A 23,547-nucleotide genomic window follows, 5' to 3' on the forward strand; every position below is an offset into this window, starting at 1 on the left:
CCTGTCCAAACAGGACATCCGTCCTGTTTGATTTCTGCGACCGCCTCCGGCCGGCAAGTTGCGTTGTCCTTAGACGAGGCCCCTCGCCCCGTCCATGCGTCAAATGTCAGCGGTAGGGCGAGTCCAGCGAGATGTTGCGCGCCAGTTCGCGCTCCCAGCGGTCGCCATTCGCCAGCAGCCTGTCCTTGTCGTAGTAAAGCTCTTCGCGCGTCTCCGTCGCGAACTCGAAATTCGGCCCCTCGACGATGGCGTCGACCGGGCAGGCTTCCTGGCAGAAGCCGCAATAGATGCACTTCACCATGTCGATATCGTAGCGCACCGTGCGGCGCGTGCCGTCATTGCGGCGCGGGCCGGCCTCGATGGTGATCGCCTGCGCCGGGCAGATCGCTTCGCACAGCTTGCACGCAATGCAGCGTTCCTCGCCATTGGGATAGCGGCGCAGCGCATGCTCGCCACGGAAGCGCGGGCTGGTCGGCCCTTTCTCGTGCGGATAGTTGATCGTCTCCTTCGGCGCGAAGAACTGGCGCATCGACAGGAAAAAGGCGCTGACGAAATCCTGCAGCAGCAGCGATTTGGCGGCCTGGCCAAAAGCGGACATCATGCAAACCCCGTGATCTTGAGGAAGGCCGCGGTGGCAACGACCATGAACAGGGAGATCGGCAGGAACACTTTCCAGCCCAGCCGCATCAGCTGGTCGTAGCGGTAGCGCGGCACGAAGGCCTTCACCATCGAGAACATGAAGAACATCAGGCAGATCTTGAGCACGAACCAGATCACGCCGGGCACCCAGGTGAAGGGGGCGAAGTCGAAGGGCGGCAGCCAGCCGCCGAGGAACAGGATGGTGGCCAGCGCGCACATCATCACCACGGCGACGTATTCGCCGAGGAAGAACAACAGGAACGGCGTCGAGGAGTATTCGACCATATGGCCGGCGACGAGTTCCGACTCGGCTTCCACCAGGTCGAAGGGCGGGCGGTTGGTCTCGGCCAGCGCCGAGATGAAGAAAATGACGAACATCGGGAACAGCGCCAGCCAGTGCCAGTCGAGGAAGCTGTTGGGCAGGCCAAGCTTGGTGCCCAGCCCATCCTGCTGCGACAGCACGATGTCCGACAGGTTGAGCGAGCCGACGCAGAGCAGCACGGTGACGATGACGAAGCCGATCGAGACTTCGTAGGACACCATCTGCGCCGCCGAGCGCAGCGCGCCGAGGAACGGGTATTTCGAGTTGGACGCCCAGCCGCCCATGATCACGCCATAGACCTCGAGCGAGGAGATGGCGAAGACGTAGAGGATGCCGACATTGACGTTGGCGATCCCCCAGCCCGCATTGACGGGAATGACCGCCCAGGCCGAGATTGCCAGCACGGCCGACACCAGCGGCGCCAGCAGGAACACGCCCTTGTTGGCGCCGGACGGAATGACCGGTTCCTTGAAGACGAATTTCAGCAGATCGGCGAAAGCCTGCAGCGTGCCCCACGGGCCGACGACGTTCGGGCCGCGGCGCAATTGCACCGCCGCCCAGATCTTGCGGTCGGCGTAAAGCAGGTAGGCAACCCCGATCAGCAAAACGACGATCAGCACGACCGACTTTAAAAGGATGATCAGCGTCGGCAGCACGTAGAAGGAGAAGAAGGTGTCCATGTCTACTCTGCCGCCTGCCTGAAGCCGTTTTTCGCCAGCGCCGAGCATTCCGCCATGACGGCGGAGGCCCGCGCAATCGGGTTGGTCAGATAGAAATCCGTGACCGGCGAGGTGAAAGTGCCCTTGTTCAGCCGCCCGCCGAGCTTCGCCACCCTGGCGATGTCGTCGGGGTTGCCTGAGACAACATGGTCGATACGGGCGAGATGCGGATATTCGTCATAGAGTTTGGCGCGCAGTTGCTGCAGCGAATCGAATGGCAGTTTCTTGCCGAGCACATCGGACAATGCCCTCAGGATGGCCCAGTCTTCGCGCGCGTCGCCCGGCGCGAAGCCCGCGCGGTTGGTCTGCTGCACGCGTCCCTCGGTGTTGACATAGGTGCCGGACTTTTCGGTGTAGGCGGCTCCCGGCAGGATGACATTGGCGCGGTGCGCACCGGCGTCGCCATGCGTTCCGACATAGACGACGAAGGCGCCGCCGGTCTTAGACATGTCGATCTCGTCGGCGCCGAGCAGGAACAGAACCTCGCTCTCCCCCAGCATGCCGGCAACGTTCTTGCCGCCCTTGCCAGGCACGAAGCCGACATCGAGACCGCCGACGCGCGCGGCCGCAGTGTGCAGCACGGCAAAGCCGTTCCAGTCGGCGCGGGCAGCGTTGACGGCCGTGGCGAGTTTCGCCGCCTGGCCGAGCACCGCCGCGCCGTCGGCACGCGACAGCGCGCCCTGGCCGACGATGATCAGCGGATGCGTCGCCTTCTTCAGCACCTGGAAGAACTTGCCATTGCCGTCGGCCAGGTCTTTCAGCGACTCCGGGCCGGCGCCGAGCTGTTCGTAGTCGTAACGCGTGTCGCCGACCTCGCCGATGACGCCGACCGGCAGATTGCCGATCCGCCAGCGCTTGCGGATGCGGGCATTGAGCACCGAGGCCTCGAAGCGCGGATTGGCGCCGATGATCAGCACCGCGTCGGCCTGCTCGATGCCCTCGATGGTGGGGTTGAAGATGTAGCTGGCGCGGCCGAGCGCGGGATCGAGTGCGGCGCCGTCCTGGCGGCAATCGGTGTTCTTCGAGCCCAACGCAGCCATAAGCTGCTTCAGCGCGTAGATTTCCTCGACGGCGGCAAGATCGCCCGCAATCGCGCCGATTTTCTCGGGCGCAGCATTCGACACCGCATCCCTGATCGCAACGAACGCTTCGGCCCAGCTGGCCGGCGCCAACTTTCCGTCCTTGCGGACATAGGGGCGGTCGAGGCGCTGCGTGCGCAATCCGTCCCATATGAAGCGGGTCTTGTCGGAAATCCACTCCTCGTTCACCGCTTCATTGACGCGCGGCAGGATGCGCATCACCTCGCGGCCGCGGCTGTCGACGCGGATTGCCGAGCCGACGGCGTCCATGACGTCGATGGATTCTGTCTTGGTCAGCTCCCACGGCCGTGCCTGGAAGGCGAAAGGCTTGGAGGTCAGCGCGCCGACCGGGCAGAGGTCGATGACATTGCCCTGCAGCTCCGAGGTCATGGCGCTTTCGAGATAGGTGGTGATCTCGGCATCCTCGCCGCGGCCGATCAGGCCAAGCTCGGAAATGCCCGCAACTTCCGTGGTGAAGCGAACGCAGCGCGTGCAGTGGATGCAGCGGTTCATAACCGTCTTGACCAGTGGGCCGATATACTTGTCTTCGACCGCGCGCTTGTTCTCGTGATAGCGCGAGGAATCGACGCCGAAGGCCATCGCCTGGTCCTGCAGGTCGCATTCGCCGCCCTGGTCGCAGATCGGGCAATCCAGCGGATGGTTGATCAGCAGGAATTCCATCACGCCTTCGCGGGCCTTCTTGACCATCGGCGTGTTGGTGAAGATTTCAGGCGCCTCGCCATTGGGTCCCGGACGCAGGTCGCGCACATTCATGGCGCAGGAGGCCTGCGGCTTGGGCGGCCCGCCCTTCACCTCGATCAGGCACATGCGGCAATTGCCGGCAATCGACAGCCGCTCATGGAAGCAGAAGCGCGGCACTTCCGCGCCGGCGTCCTCGGCCGCCTGCAGCAGCGTGTAGTGGTCGGGTACAGTGATCTCTTTCCCGTCGACCTTGAGCTTTGCCATCAATTGCCCCCGGCGGTCTGCGCCGTCTCATATGCCTGAAACAGATCGCTCAGCCTGATGCCATTGATCATCATGCCGGCGACTTCAGCGTTTTCTATCTTCAGATTGCTCATATTCACATTGCTGAAAAACGCGTTCGAGAGGTTCGCGTCGTCCACCACGGCCGCCGACAGGTCGACGTTGTGAAACTGCGTGTTCGACAAGTTCACATCGTCAAATCTGGAGTTGCTGACGATGGCATTGCGCACATCGAGAACATCGCTCCTGTCGTGGATCTCCATGCCTGCCACCCCTACTTCTTCGCCTTGGCAGCCAGCGTCAGCGCCGCGGCCTGGCGGGTCCACTCGTCGCGGCCGATGCGGCCGGTGAGCGACAGGTAGTCCTCGACCCAGGCGATCTCTTCCGGCGTCCACGCCGCGATCTGGGCAAAGGTCCAGATGCCGAGGCCGTTCAGCACCTTTTCCAGCTTCGGCCCAACGCCGGTGATCGCCTTGAGATCCGACGGCTTGGCCGGACGCGCCATGGCCTTGGGCTGTCTGAAATCCTCCGGCATCAATCCGATCGTCGCGCCTTCGGCGACGGCATCGGTCTTCTCCGGCTCGGCATCGACGGTGCGAGCGGCAATATCGGTCACATCCTGGGCAAAACTCTGCGCCTCGGCGATCAGGGTTCTGGTCGCCGCGCGCGCCTTGGTGGCCGGCGCGGTCTCGGAGAACTCTTGGGTGCGCTGCTCGAAATCGTCGATGATCGGCTGGAAAATCCGCTGCGATGCCTCGGCAGCACCCGACAAGGCGCCGAGCCACACGCCAAATGCATGGTTGGCAAGGCCGAAGCCCAGCGCCGACATCGCGGCGGCACCAGCGACAGGATGCGCGAGAAGGTTGACGGCGCTGGCCATCTCCTTCGGCATCATCCTGGTCAAATCCTGGTTCATCTTTTCAAGCTGGTCCAAATTGGGCATCAAAGGGTTCGAATACTGCGCCATAGACATCTCCTGGTCGTTTCTTCGCTTGCCCCGCCCCGCTGTGTCAGTCCCGGGCTTGCGCCCGTATTTCAAATCTACTCAGCCGCCACCATCACCGGTTCGGCCCGGTGCGCGTTGCGCGAAAACTCGTCGATGCGCCGCTCCACCTCGCCGCGGAAATGCCGCATCAGGCCCTGGATCGGCCATGCCGCGGCATCGCCCAGCGCGCAGATCGTATGACCCTCCACCTGTTTGGTGACGTCGAGCAGCATGTCGATCTCGCGCTTCTGCGCCTCGCCGCGCACCAGCCGCTCCATCACCCGCCACATCCAGCCGGTGCCTTCGCGGCATGGCGTGCACTGGCCGCAGCTCTCATGCTTGTAGAAATAGGAAAGCCTGGCGATCGCCTTCACGATATCGGTCGATTTGTCCATGACGATGACAGCCGCCGTGCCGAGGCCGGATTTCAGGTCGCGCAAAGCATCGAAATCCATCGGCGCATCGATGATCTGCTCGGCCGGCACCAGCGGCACCGAAGCGCCGCCCGGAATGACCGCGAGGAGATTGTCCCAGCCGCCGCGAATGCCACCGCAATGCGTCTCGATCAGCTCGCGGAACGGGATCGACATCGCCTCTTCGACGGTGCACGGATTGTTGACATGGCCCGAGATGCAAAACAGCTTGGTGCCGACATTGTTGGGGCCGCCGAAGGACGAGAACCAGGCGGCGCCACGGCGCAAAATGGTCGGCGCGACCGCGATTGACTCGACATTGTTCACGGTAGTCGGACAACCGTACAAGCCGACATTGGCTGGGAATGGCGGCTTCAGCCGGGGCTGGCCCTTCTTGCCTTCGAGGCTTTCGAGAAGTGCTGTTTCCTCGCCACATATATAGGCGCCGGCGCCGTGATGCATGTAGATGTCGAAATCGTATCCGGACGTGTTGTTCTTGCCGATCAGCCTGGCCTCGTAGGCCTCGTCGATGGCGCGCTGCAGCGCCTCGCGCTCACGGATGAACTCGCCGCGCACATAGATGTAGGCGGCGACCGCGCCCATGGCGAAGCCGGCGATGAACGAGCCCTCGACCAGGGTGTGCGGATCGTTGCGCAGGATATCGCGGTCCTTGCACGTGCCGGGCTCGGACTCGTCGGCGTTGACAACGAGATAACTCGGCCTTCCATCGCTCTGCTTGGGCATGAACGACCATTTCAGCCCGGTCGGGAAGCCGGCGCCGCCACGGCCGCGCAGGCCGGACGCCTTCATCTCATTGACGATCCACTCTCGCCCCTTGGCGATGATGCCGGGCGTGTTGTCCCAGGCGCCGCGCGCCATCGCGCCGGCCAGTGACTTGTCGAAGAGCCCGTAGATGTTGTTGAAGATGCGGTCTTTGTCAGCCAGCATGACTTACCTCTTTCCCCGCAAGACGATCGAGACCCACACCAGCACGCCTATGCCGGTCGCGGCCATCGATTCCAGGGTATCCGAAAACGGCAATTCGACGAGGCGCCGAAGCCCCTCCAGAAGGATGTTGGCAGCAGCGATGCAGACAACGCCGATGACAATGCTGCGCAGCGACAGCAAAGATCCGGTGCTTTGCGCTTCAGCCATCAACGTGGCTCCTTGCCGAAGACGCGGATGTATTCGGCGACGCCGCCCTTGGCGAGCGCCTTGGCCTGCTTGCCCCAGTCGTCGCGCTCGATGCGGCCCTGGAAAGCGAGATATCCATCCACCCAGTCGCGCTCGGCCTTATTCCAGGATGCGACCTGTGTGAAGGTGAAGATGCCAAGCGAATGAAGGATGCCCTCGATCTTCGGGCCAATGCCCGAGATCAGCTTGAGATCGTCGACCGCAGCCGGCCTGTCGATTCCGGCCGGACGGTTCTTGTCCTCGAGCGACGGCTTTGCGGGTCTGGCTGTCGGCGCCTTGACGGTCGGGGCCACCGGGGCGTTGGCCGCTGGCGCCTTGAATTCCGGAGCGATGAAGGCAGCTGCCGGCGTGGAGGTGGTCTTCGGGCCATTACGCTGCTTGGCGACCTTCTCGACTTCAGGCGCCGCGGTGTTGGCGTTGGCGGCCGAATGCAGGGGCGCCGGGACGCTCGCCGCTTTTTCCGCCGCCGGTGCAACCTTGGCCCTGGAGGGCGACTTCAACGCCGAGCTGGTTTCCGGCGCATCGGTTTTCGGTTTGCCGGCGTTGGATGGCGCGACCGGGGCGGCCGCTGCAGGAGCGGCAGGAGCCGGAACAGGCGCCGCAATGATTGCGTCGGGCGCCGCGTGGGCAGCCTTGCTCGCCGCCCTGGCTTCCTTGTCGCGCGTTGCTTTGAGGATCGCCTTTTCGCTCTTCAGCGTCGTCAGGCCAGGCGCCGGCTCCGAGCCGGTTCTGCCGTTTTGCGGTCCCGTGGGAACCGAGGCGCCCTTGCCCGCATCGTAAAGATCGATGATTTCGGCCAGCCGCTCGGGGGTGAGATCCTCGAACGTATCCTTGAAGACCATCACCATCGGCGCGTTGACGCAGGCGCCGAGGCATTCGACTTCCTCCCACGACAGTGTGCCCTTGTCGTTGGTGTGGAATTGGTCGTGATGGATTTTCGAGCGGCACACATCCATCAGCGCTTCCGAGCCGCGCAGCATGCAGGGCGTGGTGCCGCAGACCTGGATATGTGCGCGCGTGCCGACCGGATTGAGCTGGTACTGCGTGTAGAAGGTCGCGACTTCGAGGCCGCGAATGCGCGGCATGCCGAGCATGTCCGAAATCGTCTCGATCGCCGCCTTGGTGACCCAGCCTTCCTGCTCCTGCGCAATCATCAGCAAGGGAATGATCGCCGACTGCTCGCGGCCCTTCGGATATTTCTTGATCCATTGCTTCGCAACCGCCGCATTCGCCCGGTTGAAGGCGAAGGAGGCTGGCTGGACGCTTGCTTCTGCGAGACGGCGGACTGACATTTAGCGATCGGGCCCCTGCTCTGCTACGAGAGCTATTGCGGTTTCACATTCTTTCTGATGAGAAAACGGAATGCGTTCGGCAGATCGAGCAACACTCGCAAATCGCTCTGCGGGCAACATGTATTGCCACAGCCCCAGAACAGTTTGCCTTACTTGAGGCGAGATCCATGCCATGACCGCATCAGCGTCGATGTCATCGTCGAACAAGTGCTCGTAAAAAGCGACACCAGCCGCATTCCAAATCTGTTTGTTCGGGTGAACGGCAGCCCATTGGGCGAACCCGTGCATTCTACCCAGCTTGTCGACGTCATTGTCGCGGTGGGCAAGGCGCGTCTTGGGTAGCAGGGTAAAAAAGAAGTCATAGATCGAACAGTGCTGAGTCGAGTTGTAAGAAGCCTCTGCGAACTCGACCGGCAGCATGGCTTTTGCCAATTCGCGCCACCGCGGTAGGGCAGCGTCGGCATTCCCTCGAACACCGACCTGAGAGCGCACTGTAGGATTGGCTGCCGCCATCACCGATCAACCTCCCCGAAGACGATATCGAGGGAACCCAGGACGGCAGTGACGTCGGCCAGCATGTGGCCGCGGCAGAGGAAATCCATGGCTTGCAGATGCGCGAAGCCGGGCGCGCGCAGCTTGCAGCGATAGGGCTTGTTGGTGCCGTCGGAGACGAGATAGACACCGAACTCGCCCTTCGGCGCCTCGACGGCAGCATAGACCTCGCCGGCCGGCACGCGATAGCCCTCGGTGTAGAGCTTGAAATGATGGATCAGCGCTTCCATCGAGCGCTTCATCGCCTGGCGCTTCGGCGGCACCACCTTGCCGTCGAGGTTCGACACCGGCCCGGTGCTCTCCTTGCCGAGCAGAAGGTCGACGCACTGGCGCATGATTTTCGCCGACTGGCGCATCTCTTCCATGCGCACGAGATAACGGTCGTAGCAGTCGCCGTTCTTGCCGATCGGGATGTCGAAATCCATCTCGGAATAGCATTCATAAGGCTGCGACTTGCGCAAATCCCAGGCCGCACCCGAGCCGCGCACCATGACGCCGGAAAAGCCCCAGGCCCAGGCGTCGGCAAGCGACACGATACCGATATCGACATTGCGTTGCTTGAAGATGCGGTTGCCGGTAAGCAGCCTGTCGAGGTCGTCAAGCGACTTCAGGAACGGGTCGATCCACTTGCCGATGTCCTCGACCAGCTTCGCCGGCAGATCCTGGTGCACGCCGCCGGGACGGAAATAGGCCGCATGCATGCGCGAACCGGAAGCGCGCTCATAAAACACCATCAGCTTTTCGCGTTCGACGAAACCCCACAGCGGCGGCGTCAGCGCGCCGATATCCAGCGCCTGCGTCGTCACATTGAGGATGTGCGACATGATGCGGCTGAGCTCGGAATAGAGCACGCGGATCAACTGGCCGCGCTTCGGCACTTCGATGCCGAGCAACCGCTCGGTGGCGAGCGCGAAGGCATGCTCCTGGTTCATCGGTGCGCAATAGTCGAGCCGGTCGAGATAGGGCACTGCCTGCAGATAGGTTTTGTGCTCGATCAGCTTTTCGGTGCCGCGATGCAGCAAGCCGATATGCGGATCGACGCGGTCGACCACCTCGCCGTCAAGCTCCAGCACAAGACGCAAAACACCGTGCGCCGCAGGGTGCTGCGGTCCGAAGTTGATGTTAAAGTTGCGGACGGAGGTTTCAGCCATTCTGGCGCCTCTGGCGAAGAGTCAGTAGTGAGTAGTGAGTAGTGATCATCAATCTCAATGCCTGCTTCATTCCGCCTGCTTGGCCTGCACCGTTCGGATAAGAGATCTCATCATTTTTCCAATCTCTTCGCATCGCAGCGGCAGCTCAATCTCATTGTCTTTTCGCAGCAGGCCAACCCGACATGCCAGCAGTATGTGTGTCTCCAGTTCCTTCAACGAGCCTTGCGCCATGCGCAAAAATTGAACGAACGACCCTCTGTTCTCCCGACCGTATCCCTCCGCGACGTTCGCTGCGACCGAAACCGCCGATCGGCGCATCTGAGAGGTCATGCCGTAAATCTCATCCCTCGGAAACTCTTTGGTGAAACGGTAGCAATCCTCAGCAAGCGTCATCGCCGATTGCCACACCTTCAAGTCGCGATAAGATTCGATCCGTTGCTCCAAATCTTTTGCTACTGACTACTCACTACTTCCTACTCACTGTTTCGCCTTCTCATCGCCCGGCAGGACGTAGTCCGTCCCTTCCCATGGCGAGAGAAAATCGAAGTTCCTGAATTCCTGCTTCAATTCCACCGGCTCGTAGATCACGCGCTTGGCTTCGTCGTCGTAGCGCACCTCGACGAAACCGGTCAGCGGGAAGTCCTTGCGCAGGGGATGGCCCTCGAAACCGTAGTCCGTGAGGATGCGGCGCAGGTCCGGATGGCCGGAGAACAGCACGCCATAGAGATCGTAGGCCTCGCGCTCATACCAGTCGGCGCCGGGATAGACAGCGGTGAGCGACGGCACCAGCGTCTCTTCGTCGGCCTGCACCTTGATGCGGATGCGCAAATTCTGCTTCGGCGAAAGCAAATGATAGACGACATCGAAACGCTTGACGCGCGACGGGTAGTCGGCGCCGCAGATATCGATGATCGAAATGAACTGGCAGCCCGAATTGTCACGCAGGAAGCTTGTCACCTCGATCAGATTGTCTGTAGCAACCGAGATCGTCAGTTCGCCATAGGCAAGCACCGCATCGGTGACGCGGCCCGGCAGCTTTTCGCCGAGATAGGTCGACAGTTCGCTCAGGGATGCGGCCATGGGTCTACCGTTCGATCGTGCCGGTGCGGCGGATCTTCTTCTGCAGGAGAAGAATGCCGTAGAGCAGCGCTTCGGCGCTCGGCGGGCAGCCGGGCACATAGATGTCGACCGGCACGATGCGGTCGCAGCCGCGCACCACCGAATAGGAATAGTGATAATAGCCGCCGCCATTGGCGCAGGAGCCCATCGAGATGACGTAGCGCGGCTCCGGCATCTGGTCGTAGACCTTGCGCAAAGCGGGGGCCATCTTGTTGGTCAGCGTTCCCGCCACGATCATTATGTCCGACTGGCGCGGCGACGCGCGAGGAGCCACGCCAAACCGCTCCGAATCATAGCGCGGCATCGAGGTGTGGATCATCTCGACGGCACAGCAGGCGAGACCGAAGGTCATGAACATCAGCGAGCCGCTGCGTGCCCAGGTGATCAGCGCCTCGGTCGAGGTGACCAGAAAACCCTTGTCGGCCAGTTCATTGTTGATCTCGAGGAAGAACGGATCGTCGGAACCGACCGGACGTCCGGTATTGGGGTCGATCAGGCCTTTGGGCTTCGGCGCGACGAGCGTTCCGGAACTGTCGTTCAATCCCATTCCAGCGCTCCTTTTTTCCACTCATAGGCAAAGCCGATGGTCAGCACCGCCAAAAACACCATCATCGACCAGAAACCGAGCATGCCGATCTTCGAGAACGACACCGCCCACGGAAACAGGAAGGCCACTTCCAGATCGAAGATGATGAACAGGATCGACACCAGGTAGAAGCGGATGTCGAATTTCATCCGGGCATCGTCGAACGAGTTGAACCCGCACTCGTAGGCGGAAAGCTTCTCCGGATCGGGATTGCGATAAGCCACCAGGAACGGCGCGATGATAAGCGCCAGGCCTACAACTGCGGCCACGGCGATGAAGAGGACGATGGGCAGGTATGAACTGAGGAGTACGTTCATGCTCGGCTTTCCGTTGGCGGCCAATCCACTTTGATTACAGCAACCAACCCTAATGCGGAAGCGCGACAGTTTAACCGCTGAACCGTTTTAGGTGCCTTTGCTGCAACGCGGCGAGGGTTAGCGCACGGCTTTCAGCGAAGCAAGTCAAACCTTGTTCAAAAGACAGTGCTGGACGGCAGGCCGGGAAAAACTGGTCCGATCTCCTCCTGTTTGATTTCCTTCATCTTTCACTCCACTTTTGTCTCCTGACACATCTCCCGCCATTTGCCTGCTAGCATGACCGGAATCGCCGGCTAAAGTCGGGAAAATGGTTCGAGGCAAGACACTTTGACGAAGGACAAAATCTCACTCCCCGCGGCCAGGCGCATCGCGCTCGCCGCGCAAGGATTTCTCGATCCCCGCCCGGTCGGCACGCCCGATCGCCGCCACCTCGCCCGCGTGCTGTCGCGCACCGGCTTGCTGCAGATCGATTCCGTCAGCGCGGTGGTGCGCGCCCACTATATGCCGCTCTATTCGCGGCTTGGCCCCTACCCGCTGGCTTTGCTCGACAATGCGGCCATCACCCGCAAACGCACGGTGTTCGAATACTGGGCGCATGAGGCCTCGTTCCTGCCGGTCGAGACCTACCCGCTGATGCGCTGGCGCATGCAGCGGGCCGAGCAAGGCGACGAAATGTATCTCGGCCTCGCCAAATGGGGCCGCGAGCACGCCGCCTATATCGAAGAGATCTACCGCGCGGTCGCCGAGCGCGGCCCGATTGCCGCTTCGGCACTGGAAGGCCAGAAAGGTTCGGGCGGCTGGTGGGGCTGGAGCCACGCCAAGCACGCCTTCGAATGGCTCTTCTGGGCCGGACGCATCACCACGGCGCACCGCCGTGGCTTCGAACGCTTCTATGACCTGCCCGAGCGCGTGCTGCCGCAGGCGATCCTCGATCTGCCGGTGCCGACCGCCGAGGACGCGCACCGCGAATTGCTGCGCATTTCTGCCCGCGCCCACGGCATCGCGACGTCGGGTGACCTGCGCGATTATTTCCGCTTGTCGCCGGCCGACATGAAGGGCCGGTTGGAGGAACTGGTCGAGATGGGCGAGTTGCTGCCGGTAAACGTCGAAGGTTGGGACAAGCCGGCTTACCTCTATAGGGACGCCCGCCTGCCGCGAAAGATCGAGGCCCGCGCCTTGCTGGCCCCCTTCGATCCGGTGGTCTTCGAGCGCGCGCGCACCGAGCGTCTCTTCGATTTCCGCTACCGCATCGAGATCTACACCCCGGCCGACAAGCGGCAATATGGCTATTACGTGCTGCCTTTCTTGCTCGGCGACAAGATCGTCGCCCGCGTCGACCTCAAGGCCGACCGGCCTGCGAGTGTCTTACGCGTCCACGCCGCCTATGCCGAAGCAGGCGCACCGCCTGAGACCACCGCACAGCTTTTCGAGGAACTAAAGGAGATGCAGGGCTGGCTTGGCCTTGAGCGCATCGAAGTGACGCCGGCCGGCAATCTGGGGCCGGCATTGGCTAGCGAGAGAGATGGCCAACCCTTGCAGCGTCTGTCATAGACGCCTCAATAAGCCTCGTAGGTTGTGCAATGGCATCGGACAAAGTGCTCGACATGATCCATGGCGCCCTCATTGCGCATGGAATAGATGCAGTCCGCAGAGATAGGGACGTCATGCTCCAATCGAAGCAGCTTCGGTTTGAGGCTGAGGTGTTCGAGACGAGTTCTGACGGCTGGTCCTGGAAATCTACATTTTTTCTCCGCTGCTTGATGTTCAGCCGGTCATTGAATCCTTTGCTGGCTTCGGCGACACGCGCGAACAGGAACTGAACCAGGCGTTTGAAAAGTTTCTCCGTGGTGTTTTCCATGTGGCCATTGAGGGACTGGCCGATCACGTCTGCGAGAACATGCAGGCCGAAATAGAGCTTTGGCAGCGAAGCAGCGCCAGTTGGAAGATCTGGCGAAAAGATGCCCGCTGGAAAATCTATAGCGGCCCGGTCATTTCCCAGGCCACAACCGAGCTATGCTCGCTGACACCAGGCTATCCAGCATTCTATGCCAAGCTGGAAAAGCTGTTCACAGCTTCGGTACCCCCCGGAAGCCATTTTGTCCGGACCTTTCTGGCAGGCTTGAAGGGCACGCTGATTAGTGCCGAAGTCCTTCTGGACAACGCGGTTTGGCATGAGGGACAGAATCTGGCTGTCGGTCATGACTGGGACTATAGCGATGGCTATCAAGCTATCCGACAGGTCATCCTGGCACTGCCGGAAGCCGGGACATGACAGCCCCTGCCGACATCGCCATGTCGTAGCCGTGCGTTGACACCGCTGCCTGCAAAAGCCTAAAATCCGCTCCAGACGGTCCCCTGCCCGCAACGGCAAGGGCCAAGAGGGAATGCGGTGCGGGACGAAAAAATCCCAAATCCGCGGCTGTCCCCGCAACTGTAAGCGAAGAGCCAAGGCCGAAAGCCACTGGGTAACACCGGGAAGGCGGCTAACCAAGGCAATGACTCGCGAGCCAGGAGACCTGCCGTCTGAGACAAAGTATCCGATCGCCTGGCGGGTTTCCGGGCAAGGAGCACGGTTTTTGGACCAGAACAGCAGTTTTTCGGCTGGCACAACGGACATTGCGTCCGGCGACAACGACGCCCTGACCGGCGTGACCGTCATCGTCTGCGCCTCCTGCCGCGATGAGACCGGTTCCGACGCCCATCCGCGCGCCGGCGAATTGCTGGCTGAGGACACAGGCCGCGCCGCTGCCGGCGATATCCGGGTCCGCACCGCCGAATGTCTCGGCAATTGCAAGCGCCGCCTCAGCGCCGCGATCCTGCGCGATGGCTGCTGGAGCTATGTCTTCGGCGATCTGACCGCAACCAGCGGCGCCGACCTCGTTACCGGCGCAAAGCTCTTCGCGACTTCGGCCGACGGCCTCATCCCGTGGCGCGGCCGGCCCGATAGCCTCAAGCGCGGCCTCGTTGCCCGCATCCCACCCCTCGACATGCTGAAGGACTGACGATGAACGCTTCAAACCCGGCCGCCAACCTCTCCCGTGTTCCCTGCACTGTCGTTACAGGCTTCCTCGGCGCCGGCAAGACGACGCTGGTCCGCCATCTCCTGGAAAATGCCGGCGGCAAGCGCATCGCCATCATCGTCAACGAGTTCGGCGACATCGGCATCGACGGGGAAATCCTGAAAGGCTGCGGCATCGACACCTGCCCCGAGGAAAACATCGTCGAACTGGCCAATGGCTGCATCTGCTGTACAGTCGCCGACGATTTCGTGCCCGCCCTCGACAAGATCCTCGCGCTGACACCGAAGGTTGACCACATCCTGATCGAGACCTCGGGCCTGGCTCTGCCCAAGCCGCTGGTCCAGGCGTTCCAGTGGCCGAGCGTGAAGAGCCGGGTAACCGTCGACGGTGTCATCGCCGTGGTAGACGGCCCGGCGCTGGCCGAAGGCCGCGTCGCCAACGACATGGACGCTTTGCAGGCACAGCGCGCTCAGGACGAGACGCTCGACCATGACGATCCTGTCGAAGAAGTGTTCGAGGACCAGATCGCCTGCGCCGATTTGATCATCCTGTCGAAGAGCGATCTGATGGACGCCCCCGGTTCGGCCCGCGCCAACGCCATCATCAATGAACATTCCGCCCGCGCGGTAAAAATCGTGCCGACTGCGCATGGCAAGGTCGACCCGTCGGTGCTGCTTGGCCTCGGTCTCACCGTCGAAGACGACATCGAGAACCGCAAGTCGCATCACGACGGCGCTTTCGATCATGAGCATGACGATTTCGACACCTTCATCGTCGACATCCCCTCGATCGCCAATCCCGACGACCTGGCCAAGCGCGTCGCCACCGCCGCCGAACAGGAAAACGTGTTGCGTGTAAAAGGCTTCGTCGATGTCGGCGGCAAGCCGATGCGACTTTTGCTGCAGGCCGTCGGCCCGCGCGTCAATCATTACTATGACCGCGCCTGGGCGGCTGAGGACGACCGCCGCTCGCGTCTTGTCGTCATTGGCCTGAAAGGACTGAACCGCCCGGCGATCGAGCGTATACTCGCCGGCTGATCCAAACCACGAGCCGAAATGCATATACTCACCACCACATCCGCCTCGCTCGACGATCTCGCCGAGCCCGTCGATCTCGGGCAGACGCCGGCGGATATCGTGGCGCTGTCCTTCACCGACAGCGACCTCGCCGGCCTCGCGGCGGCGTGGAAGGCCGATGCCGCCCGCCTGCCGTCGATGCGGCTGGCGGCGCTGCGCGACCTGCGCCATCCCATGTCCGTGGACCTCTGGATCGACAGCGTCGCCCGCCACGCCAAGGTGATTTTGGTGCGCATCCTCGGCGGCTACGACTGGTGGCGCTATGGCTGCGACCAGCTTGCCGCGACTGCCCGTGCGAACGGCATCAAGCTGGCGCTGCTGCCGGGCGAGAGCCACGACGAGGATCTCAGGCTGATCGAAGCCTCGACGCTGCCCCGCGCGGAGCTGGACGGCCTGCTGGGCTATTTCCGCGAGGGCGGGCCGGAGAATATGGCAGCGCTGATGCAGCGGCTGGCGGGGTTGGCTGGGCAGGATGCGGCGGCGGCTGAGCCGGTCAGCGTGCCGAAAGCCGGGTTTTATGAGCCTGGCTGCGGCGTGGTCGAATTTGCCGATGTCGGCGTTCCGTCACACCCCCCTCTGTCCTGCCGGACATCTCCCCCTCAAGGGGGGAGATCAGCCGTCACCACAGCCGGCTCCTCTTCGGCCCCGTTGAACAGGAAGCTGTCTGGGTCATCTAAGATTGGCGAAACCGTTGACGACAGATCAATCTCCCCCCTTGCGGGGGAGATGTCCGGCAGGACAGAGGGGGGTGGGCGGGAACTCGGCGCAGACAACATCAACTCTCCCATCATCCCCATCCTCTTCTACCGCTCGATGCTGCTGGCCGCCGATGTCGCGCCAATCGATGCTCTCTTTGATGCACTCCGCCAGCGCGGCATGAGACCGGTCCCGATCTTCGTCTCCAGCCTCAAAGACCCGACCTCCCTGGCCTTCGTCGAAACTGCTCTGGCCGCGCTCAACCCCGCCGCCATCATCACCGCAACCGCCTTCGCATCCGGCGCCGAACCGGGCGTCGAAACCTTGTTCGACCGCGCCGGCGTGCCCGTCTTCCAGGTCATCGTCGCCACCACCCGCCGCGACGTCTGGGACAACAACCAGCGCGGCCTGGCGCCCGCCGACCTCGCCATGCATGTCGTGCTGCCCGAACTCGACGGCCGCATCCTCGCCGGCGCGATTTCCTTCAAGGGCGAGAGCGAGACCGACCCGGCGCTCGGCCACCGCGCCTTCGCCAACCGCCCGGAACCGGATCGCGTGGCGCAAGTGGCGGACAGGCTAGCGGCGTTCACACGGTTGCAGCAGACGCCCCGCGCGACGCGTAAGTTGGCGATCCTCATTCCGGACTATCCGAGCGCGCCCGGCCGCACTGGCTATGCAGTGGGCCTGGATGTGCCGTCCAGCGTGCTGGCCATGCTGCATGACCTGAAGGAGCAGGGCTATCGCGTTGACGGGATTCCAGAAACGCCGCGTGCGCTGCTGGACGCGTTGGAGCGGAGCGATGGTGGGCTGGGGCTGGATGAGTATCTGGACTTCTCAAAGGATTTGCCGGCTGAGGCACTGGCTGCAGTCGAGGCGGCATGGGGCGTCCCTTCACCCTCCCCCTTGTGGGGAGGGTCGGTTCGCGACATTCGCGAAGCGGATGGCGCGAAACGGGGTGGGGGTAGCGGTGCACCACCCCCACCCGGCCCTGCGGGCCACCCTCCCCACAAGGGGGAGGGCAAGAGCGGCTTCCCCTTCCGCGCCGCCGCCTTCGGCAACATCACTGTCGCTCTCGCCCCCGACCGTGGCCGCTCGGCCGACCGCCGCGCCGATTACCACGACCCGACGCTCCCTCCCCGCCACGACCTCATCGCCTTCGGCCTGTGGCTGCGCAAATCGCTCCGCATCCATGCTCTCATCCATGTCGGCGCTCATGGCACGCTGGAATGGCTGCCCGGCAAGACGGTAGCGCTCTCACAAAACTGCTTCCCCGAGATCGTCACCGGCTCGTTGCCCGTCATTTACCCCTTCATCGTCTCCAATCCCGGCGAAGCGGCGCAGGCGAAGCGGCGTATCGCCGCCGTCACGCTTGGCCATCTGCCGCCGCCGCTGACCGGTGCCGGCCTAGACGAAGGGCAGCACAAGCTCGAACGCCTCGTCGACGAATATGTCCAGGCCGACGGCCTCGACCGCCGCCGCCGCGATCGTCTGGCCAAGCTGATCGTCGACACGGCGCAAAAGACCGGCTTCGCCTCCGAAGCCGGCGTCGCCGGAACCGATGCGCCCGACGAGGCGCTGCGCCGCATCGACGCCTGGCTCTGCGACCTCAAGGATTTCGCCATCAAGGACGGCCTGCATATTTACGGCCGCGCGCCAGACGACGAACCCGACGCCATGCGCCGGCAAAGCGCCGAAGCCGAGAAGGCCGCGCTGCTGGCGGCGCTCGACGGCCGCCACGTCAAGGCCGGCCCGGCCGGGGCGCCTGCGCGTGGCCGCTCCGACGTGCTGCCCACCGGCCGCAATCTCTTCACCTCCGATCCGCGCACCATGCCGACGCCGACCGCCTATGATCTGGGCCGATCGGCGGCGGAAGAGGTCGTGCGCGGCTATATGCAGTCACATGGCGACTGGCCGCGTTCTCTGGTCATCGACCTCTGGGGCTCGGCCTCGCTGCGCACCGGGGGCGAGGAGATCGCGCAAGGCCTGGCGCTGATGGGCTGCCGGCCGCAATGGGACAGTGCCACCGGCCGCATCACCGGCATCGAGGTGCTGCCGCCGGCCACGCTCGGCCGTCCGCGCATCGATGTCACCTGGCGGATTTCGGGCCTGTTCCGCGACATGTTCCCGACCCAGATCGCGCTGATCGACGCCGCTGCCAACGCCGTTGCCGCGCGCGACGAGGACGATTCGGAAAACCCGCTCGCCGCCAGAACCCGTGCCGATGGCAAGATCGGCCCGCGCATCTTCGGCACCTCGCCCGGCACCTATGGCGCCGGCGTCGAGGACCTGTTGTCGAGTGGCGACTGGGCCGCGCGCGAAGAAATCGGCCGCGCCTATCTCGATGCGACATCGCATGCCTATGGCGGCGCCGAGGGCGAAGGCATTGCCTCCCCCGGCGCTTTCGAGACCCGCATCGCCGAGGCCGATCTGCTCGTCCACACCGGCGACGATCCCGGCCGCGATATTCTCGAGGGCTCCGCCGATGTCGCCTTCATCGGCGGCTTTTCGGCCGCCCTTGCGGCATTGGGCCGAAATGCCGACGTCATCGTGCTCGACACCACCGACCCGCAAAAGCCGAAGCCGCGCTCGGTCGGCGAGGCTGTGTCGCGGGTTGTGCGGGCGCGAGCCGTCAATGCGCGTTTCATCGCCGGCCAGATGCGGCACGGCCCGCGCGGCGCATCGGAATTCGCCGAGACGGTCGATCGCCTCATCGGCTTTGCCGAAACCACGCACGCCATTTCAGGCGCGCTGATCGAGGCCGTGCATGATGCCTATGTCGGTGCTCCCGATGCCCGCGCCTTCATCCTGCGCGAAAACCCGGCCGCAGCCAAAGTCATCGCCGAACGCTTCCTGTCGGCGCGCCGGCGTGGGCTGTGGCATCCCTTGCGCAACTCGATCGACGACGATCTCGCGGCGTTGATCGCCGAGGCCGAGGCGCTCGGGGTCGCGGTATGAACGCCTTCTCGCGCCGCGGCGCCTGTCCGGCTTTGTCGGCGCCGATGCAGACCGGCGACGGCCTGCTGGTGAGGCTCAACCCGGTTGCTGGAGGGCTTTCCCCCAAGTCGCTGATCGGACTCTGCGAATCCGCCTTGCGCCACGGCAACGGCATCATGGAAGTGACCGCGCGCGGCAGCCTGCAGATACGCGGGCTGACAGCGGAGAGTGCGGTGCTGTTGGCGGCGGAGGTCGATGCACTGGGGATTGCAGTGCGTACCGGCGTGCCGGTCGAGACCGGGCCGCTGGCCGGCATCGATCCGCGGGAGATTGCCGATCCGCGAGCTTTGGCTGAGCGGATCAGGGCTGCGGTCGAGGAAGCTGGGCTGACGCCAAGGCTCGGACCGAAGGTTTCGGTGGTTGTCGATGGCGGCGGGCAGTTGACGATGGATGGGGTGACGGCTGATGTCAGGCTGAAGGCGGTGCGGGTGGGCGGCAACGTTATGTGGTCTTTGTCTGTTGCCGGCGACGGTCAAAGCGCGAGGCCGCTTGCGACGGCCGATGAGGATGCGGCGCGCGATATTGCGGTTGCTGTGCTGAGGATGACCGCGGAGAAAGGCCGGGAGGCACATGCGAGGGATTTGTCGGAGAGGCAGCTAGCGTCTCTCGCAGGTTGGCATTCCTTCGCGCCCCCCTCTGTCCTGCCGGACATCTCCCCCACAAGGGGGGAGATCAGCAGGGTCGCCGGCGGCTCTCCACTTTCGACGCTGAAAATTGGCGAAATCGCCCACGAAGACGCAATCTCCCCCCTTGAGGGGGAGATGTCCGGCAGGACAGAGGGGGGTGTGCAGGATCGCTGGCCTATCGGTCTTTTCCCCTTATCCAACGACACCACCGCTCTCGGCATAGCCCTCCCCTATGGCAGCATGCCGGCCGAAAAACTCATCGCCCTCGCCCAAAGCGCCCTGTCCCTCGGCGTCGCCGAAATCCGCCTCGCCCCCGGCCGCGCCTTGCTTTTCCTCGGCCAACCATCGTCCGCAAACCACCTCCTGCAAGCCACCGCCACCGCGCTCGGCTTCGTCACCACCGCCGCCGACCCGCGCACCCGCATCGCCGCCTGCCCCGGCACCCCTGCGTGTGCCTCCGGCCGCATCGCCACGCGCGACATCGCCGAGACAATCGCCGCCGAAATGACCGATAGTCTCGACTTCACACTGCACATTTCCGGCTGCGCCAAGGGCTGCGCGCACCCCGGTCCGGCGGCGCTGACATTGGTCGGCGGCGAAAACGGAGCCGGACTTGTCGTGAACGCGACGGCAAAGGCCCTTCCTGCGGGCTACAGGCCGGGCTATGACGCCGCACGCGGCGTCAGTCGCGTCGCGGCGATGGTCCGCAGCGCACGATTTCAGGGCGAAACCGCCGCCGCTTGCCTGACAAGGCTCGGGCCGGCGGCAATCGCCGAAAGCTACCGACAGGAATAAGCATGGCCGCCTACGACTACATCCATGACGGCAACGCCATCTATGAGCGCTCCTTCGCCATCATCCGCGCCGAGGCCGATCTGTCGCGCTTTTCGGAAGCCGAGGCCGATGTCGCCATCCGCATGATCCATGCCTGCGGCCAGGTCGAAGCATCAAGTCATTTTGTTTTCTCCAGCGATTTCGTCGCCGCCGCCCGCAGCGCCTTGGCGGCCGGCGCGCCGATCTTCTGCGATGCCGAAATGGTCTCGCATGGCGTCACCCGCGCCAGGCTGCCGGCCGGCAATGAGGTGATCTGCACCTTGCGCGACCCGCGCACGCACGACATCGCCAAGGAGATCGGCAACACCCGCTCGGCCGCCGCGATCGACCTCTGGGGCGAGCGCATGGCCGGTTCGGTGGTCGCCATAGGCAATGCGCCGACGGCACTGTTCTATCTCCTGGAAAAGTTGCGCGACGGCGCGCCGAAGCCGGCAGCCATCATCGGCATGCCGGTCGGCTTCGTCGGTGCCGCCGAATCCAAGGATGCGCTGGCCGAGAATTCCTATGGCGTACCCTACGCCATCGTGCGCGGCAGGCTTGGCGGCAGCGCCATGACTGCAGCCGCCCTCAATTCGCTGGCGAGGCCCGGCCTGTGAACGCAGCCGTCAAAGAAGATCTGGCAAAAGGCCGTCTTGTCGGCGTCGGCACGGGGCCTGGCGACCCCGAGCTGCTGACGCTGAAGGCCGCGCGCGTTCTGGCCGAGGCCGATGTCGTCGCCTATTTCGCCAAGCGCGGCAACAACAGCAATGCGCGCGCCATCGTCGAGGCGCGTTTCCGGCCGGATATGCTGGAACTGCCCCTGCTCTACCCCGTCACCACCGAGATCGACAAGGATCACGACGACTACCGTTCGCAGATCACCGATTTCTACGAGGAGTCGGCCGAGAAGGTCGCAGAACACCTCGAAGCCGGCCGCATGGTCGCCGTGCTCTCCGAAGGCGACCCGCTGTTCTACGGCTCCTACATGCACCTGCATGTCCGCCTCGCCCATCGCTTCCAGACCGAGGTCATCCCCGGCGTCACCGCCATGTCCGGCTGCTGGTCGCAGACCGGCGTGCCGATCGTCCAGGGCGACGATGTCCTGACGGTTTTGCCCGGCACGATGAGCGAGTTCGAGCTGACGCGCCGTCTCGCCGACACGGATGCCGCCGTCATCATGAAGGTCGGCCGCAATCTGCCCAAGATCAGGCGGGCGCTGGAGGCCACCGGCAAGCTCGCCCGCGCCGTTTATGTCGAGCGCGGCACCATGGCCGGCAGCATCTCGATGAAGCTTGCCGACAAGCCGGACGACAAGGCCCCCTATTTCGCCATCGTGCTGGTCGCCGGCTGGTCCGGCCGGCCTGGCGTTATGGGAGCCAAGCCATGAGCGGCCGCCTCACCGTCATCGGCCTTGGGCCCGGCAATGCCGATCAGGTGACGCCGCAAGCCAGCCGCGCCGTCGCCGAGGCAAAGTTCTTCTATGGCTACAAGCCTTATCTCGACCGGCTGGAGCTGCGCCCGGACCAGACCCGCGTCGCCTCGGATAATCGCGAGGAACTCGCCCGCTCCAAGGACGCGCTGGTCAAGGCCGCCGAGGGCCATGACGTCGCCGTCGTTTCCGGCGGCGATCCCGGCGTCTTTGCCATGGCCGCCGCGGTCTGTGAGGCGATCGAGGCCGGTCCGGCCGAGTGGCGCGCGGTCGATGTCGCCGTCGTGCCGGGCATCACTGCGATGCTGGCTGTCGCCGCCCGCATCGGCGCCCCGCTCGGCCATGATTTCTGCGCCATCTCGCTATCCGACAATCTCAAACCGTGGGAGCTGATCGAACTGCGCCTGCTCGCTGCCGCCGGCGCCGGCTTCGTCATCGCGCTCTACAATCCGATCAGCAAGGCGCGCCCTTGGCAGCTCGGCCGTGCCTTCGAATGCCTGCGCGCCATCCTGCCCGGCACCACGCCGGTCATCTTCGGCCGCGCCGCCGGCCGCCCGGACGAGCGCATCGAGGTTTTTCTGTTGGCCGATGTCGAGGCGGAAAGGGCCGACATGGCGACCTGCATCATCATCGGCTCGCCGGAGACAAGGATCATCAAGCGCGGTGACAAACCGGCGCTGGTCTACACACCGCGTTCCGCGACGGGGTCGAGACCATGATCGATCATCGCGGCCAATGCTTCGACAGTTTCGGCCGACGGCACCTCCGGCAGGATGGGCCTGCGCACCATCACCACCTCGATACCGAGCGCCCGCGCCGCCGCGATCTTGCCGTAGGTGGCCTCGCCGCCGCTGTTCTTGGATACGACGACATCGATGCGGTGCTCCTCGAGCAGCGCGCGTTCATCCGCCTCGCGAAACGGCCCACGCGCCAGCAGGTAGGTCGCATCAGGCACCGCCAGTTTCGGCTCGACCGGATCGACGCTGCGGACAAGGTAATGATGCTGCGGCGCCGCCTCGAAAGCCGCGACCTCCTGCCGGCCGAGCGCCAGGAAGGCACGGCGCGGCGGCGACCCAAGCGCGTGCACCGCATCGCCTGTCGTATCGATCTGCGTCCAGCGGTCGCCATCTATTGGCTCCCAGCCAGGGCGGCGCAAAGCAAGGATCGGCACAACCGAAGTGCGCGCGGCTTGCGCCGCATTGGCGGAAATTCGCGCGGCATAGGGATGCGTCGCGTCGATCAGCAGATCGGTTCGCGTCTCCTTGAGATAGGCCGCCAGCCCGTCGGCGCCGCCAAAGCCGCCGCTGCGCACCGGCACGCCTTGCGCGACCGGGCTTTCGGTACGGCCGGCCAGCGACAGAGTGACGAGGAAATCTTCCACCAGTTTTCCGGCCAATTGGCGCGCTTCTGTCGTGCCGCCAAGGATCAGAATCTTCTTCATGAGCACCATGTTGAACAGCGTCTGCGCTGCCCCTCACCCCTACCCTCTCCCCCTGAAGAACGGGGAGAGGGAGGCGTCAGCGCCGGAGCGTCTCCCTTCT

24 protein-coding genes and 1 riboswitch are annotated in these 23,547 nt (G+C 63.8%); of the genes, 9 read left to right on the plus strand and 15 right to left on the minus strand.

Annotation, left to right across the window (positions count from 1 at the left end):
* Nucleotides 1–106 precede the first annotated feature (106 nt).
* The 14 genes from nuoI to NKK52_RS13440 form a co-directional block, all read right to left on the minus strand.
* Nucleotides 107–598, minus strand: coding sequence for an NADH-quinone oxidoreductase subunit NuoI (gene nuoI / locus NKK52_RS13375; RefSeq protein ID WP_023685203.1), 492 nt, complete (start codon nucleotides 596–598; stop codon nucleotides 107–109).
* Complete coding sequence (gene nuoH, locus NKK52_RS13380) at nucleotides 598–1,641, minus strand: NADH-quinone oxidoreductase subunit NuoH (protein WP_023685202.1); 1,044 nt, start codon at nucleotides 1,639–1,641, stop codon at nucleotides 598–600. The genes nuoI and nuoH overlap by 1 nt, the downstream gene beginning before the upstream one ends.
* 2 nt (nucleotides 1,642–1,643) lie before the next feature.
* The gene (gene nuoG, locus NKK52_RS13385; protein WP_023685201.1) at nucleotides 1,644–3,725 is read right to left on the minus strand and encodes an NADH-quinone oxidoreductase subunit NuoG; all 2,082 of its coding nucleotides are present in this window, start codon (nucleotides 3,723–3,725) and stop codon (nucleotides 1,644–1,646) included.
* Nucleotides 3,725–4,006, minus strand: coding sequence for a pentapeptide repeat-containing protein (locus tag NKK52_RS13390; protein ID WP_023685200.1), 282 nt, complete (start codon nucleotides 4,004–4,006; stop codon nucleotides 3,725–3,727). Before NKK52_RS13390 ends, nuoG begins: the two co-directional genes overlap by 1 nt.
* A gap of 11 nt (nucleotides 4,007–4,017) precedes the next feature.
* On the minus strand, nucleotides 4,018–4,710 hold the full coding sequence (locus tag NKK52_RS13395) for a helix-hairpin-helix domain-containing protein (protein ID WP_023685199.1): 693 nt from the start codon (nucleotides 4,708–4,710) through the stop codon (nucleotides 4,018–4,020).
* Nucleotides 4,711–4,784: 74 nt separating this feature from the next.
* Complete coding sequence (gene nuoF / locus NKK52_RS13400; RefSeq protein WP_023685198.1) at nucleotides 4,785–6,089, minus strand: NADH-quinone oxidoreductase subunit NuoF; 1,305 nt, start codon at nucleotides 6,087–6,089, stop codon at nucleotides 4,785–4,787.
* 3 nt (nucleotides 6,090–6,092) lie between these two features.
* Entirely contained in the window at nucleotides 6,093–6,296 is a 204-nt protein-coding gene (locus NKK52_RS13405; RefSeq protein ID WP_023670820.1) for a hypothetical protein, read from the minus strand.
* On the minus strand, nucleotides 6,296–7,627 hold the full coding sequence (locus tag NKK52_RS13410; RefSeq protein WP_023670821.1) for an NADH-quinone oxidoreductase subunit E: 1,332 nt from the start codon (nucleotides 7,625–7,627) through the stop codon (nucleotides 6,296–6,298). The genes NKK52_RS13405 and NKK52_RS13410 overlap by 1 nt, the downstream gene beginning before the upstream one ends.
* Nucleotides 7,628–8,140 carry a DUF7674 family protein gene (locus tag NKK52_RS13415; protein WP_023700376.1) on the minus strand — a complete coding sequence of 171 codons (513 nt, stop codon included), beginning with the start codon at nucleotides 8,138–8,140 and terminating at the stop codon, nucleotides 7,628–7,630.
* Complete coding sequence (locus tag NKK52_RS13420; RefSeq protein WP_023685196.1) at nucleotides 8,140–9,330, minus strand: NADH-quinone oxidoreductase subunit D; 1,191 nt, start codon at nucleotides 9,328–9,330, stop codon at nucleotides 8,140–8,142. Before NKK52_RS13420 ends, NKK52_RS13415 begins: the two co-directional genes overlap by 1 nt.
* 66 nt (nucleotides 9,331–9,396) lie before the next feature.
* Nucleotides 9,397–9,774 carry a four helix bundle protein gene (locus NKK52_RS13425; protein ID WP_031196361.1) on the minus strand — a complete coding sequence of 126 codons (378 nt, stop codon included), beginning with the start codon at nucleotides 9,772–9,774 and terminating at the stop codon, nucleotides 9,397–9,399.
* Nucleotides 9,775–9,807: 33 nt separating this feature from the next.
* Nucleotides 9,808–10,410: an NADH-quinone oxidoreductase subunit C gene (locus NKK52_RS13430; RefSeq protein ID WP_023685194.1), complete on the minus strand. Its 603-nt coding sequence runs from the start codon at nucleotides 10,408–10,410 to the stop codon at nucleotides 9,808–9,810.
* Between the two features lie 4 nt (nucleotides 10,411–10,414).
* The gene (locus NKK52_RS13435) at nucleotides 10,415–10,996 is read right to left on the minus strand and encodes a NuoB/complex I 20 kDa subunit family protein (RefSeq protein WP_023670824.1); all 582 of its coding nucleotides are present in this window, start codon (nucleotides 10,994–10,996) and stop codon (nucleotides 10,415–10,417) included.
* A complete protein-coding gene (locus tag NKK52_RS13440) occupies nucleotides 10,987–11,352 on the minus strand; it encodes an NADH-quinone oxidoreductase subunit A (protein WP_023670825.1) in 366 nt (121 codons plus the stop codon). Before NKK52_RS13440 ends, NKK52_RS13435 begins: the two co-directional genes overlap by 10 nt.
* Before the next feature lie 327 nt (nucleotides 11,353–11,679).
* On the opposite strand from NKK52_RS13440, the gene NKK52_RS13445 reads away from it, so the two are divergent.
* From NKK52_RS13445 to NKK52_RS13485, 9 genes are all read left to right on the plus strand, one after another.
* On the plus strand, nucleotides 11,680–12,903 hold the full coding sequence (locus tag NKK52_RS13445) for a winged helix-turn-helix domain-containing protein (protein WP_352629119.1): 1,224 nt from the start codon (nucleotides 11,680–11,682) through the stop codon (nucleotides 12,901–12,903).
* A 190-nt stretch (nucleotides 12,904–13,093) separates the two neighbouring features.
* Entirely contained in the window at nucleotides 13,094–13,624 is a 531-nt protein-coding gene (locus NKK52_RS13450) for a DUF6348 family protein (RefSeq protein WP_352630508.1), read from the plus strand.
* 59 nt (nucleotides 13,625–13,683) lie between these two features.
* Nucleotides 13,684–13,890, plus strand: a riboswitch (cobalamin riboswitch).
* A gap of 38 nt (nucleotides 13,891–13,928) precedes the next feature.
* On the plus strand, nucleotides 13,929–14,354 hold the full coding sequence (locus NKK52_RS13455; protein ID WP_023685191.1) for a DUF1636 family protein: 426 nt from the start codon (nucleotides 13,929–13,931) through the stop codon (nucleotides 14,352–14,354).
* 2 nt (nucleotides 14,355–14,356) lie between these two features.
* Nucleotides 14,357–15,409, plus strand: coding sequence for a cobalamin biosynthesis protein CobW (cobW, locus tag NKK52_RS13460; protein ID WP_023685190.1), 1,053 nt, complete (start codon nucleotides 14,357–14,359; stop codon nucleotides 15,407–15,409).
* Nucleotides 15,410–15,427: 18 nt separating this feature from the next.
* On the plus strand, nucleotides 15,428–19,099 hold the full coding sequence (gene cobN / locus NKK52_RS13465) for a cobaltochelatase subunit CobN (RefSeq protein ID WP_352629122.1): 3,672 nt from the start codon (nucleotides 15,428–15,430) through the stop codon (nucleotides 19,097–19,099).
* On the plus strand, nucleotides 19,096–20,559 hold the full coding sequence (gene cobG, locus NKK52_RS13470) for a precorrin-3B synthase (RefSeq protein WP_023685189.1): 1,464 nt from the start codon (nucleotides 19,096–19,098) through the stop codon (nucleotides 20,557–20,559). Before cobN ends, cobG begins: the two co-directional genes overlap by 4 nt.
* Nucleotides 20,560–20,561: 2 nt before the next feature.
* Complete coding sequence (locus tag NKK52_RS13475; protein ID WP_023685188.1) at nucleotides 20,562–21,194, plus strand: precorrin-8X methylmutase; 633 nt, start codon at nucleotides 20,562–20,564, stop codon at nucleotides 21,192–21,194.
* On the plus strand, nucleotides 21,191–21,964 hold the full coding sequence (locus NKK52_RS13480) for a precorrin-2 C(20)-methyltransferase (RefSeq protein WP_031204327.1): 774 nt from the start codon (nucleotides 21,191–21,193) through the stop codon (nucleotides 21,962–21,964). Before NKK52_RS13475 ends, NKK52_RS13480 begins: the two co-directional genes overlap by 4 nt.
* On the plus strand, nucleotides 21,961–22,725 hold the full coding sequence (locus NKK52_RS13485; protein ID WP_023685186.1) for a precorrin-3B C(17)-methyltransferase: 765 nt from the start codon (nucleotides 21,961–21,963) through the stop codon (nucleotides 22,723–22,725). The genes NKK52_RS13480 and NKK52_RS13485 overlap by 4 nt, the downstream gene beginning before the upstream one ends.
* Here NKK52_RS13485 and NKK52_RS13490 read toward each other — a convergent pair.
* Nucleotides 22,689–23,447 carry a cobalt-precorrin-6A reductase gene (locus tag NKK52_RS13490; protein ID WP_031247073.1) on the minus strand — a complete coding sequence of 253 codons (759 nt, stop codon included), beginning with the start codon at nucleotides 23,445–23,447 and terminating at the stop codon, nucleotides 22,689–22,691. The two genes, NKK52_RS13485 and NKK52_RS13490, sit on opposite strands and share 37 nt — an antisense overlap.
* Nucleotides 23,448–23,547 lie beyond the last annotated feature (100 nt).

The sequence above is a fragment of the Mesorhizobium sp. C277A genome (genome assembly GCF_040324395.1).
GTDB lineage: Bacteria > Pseudomonadota > Alphaproteobacteria > Rhizobiales > Rhizobiaceae > Mesorhizobium.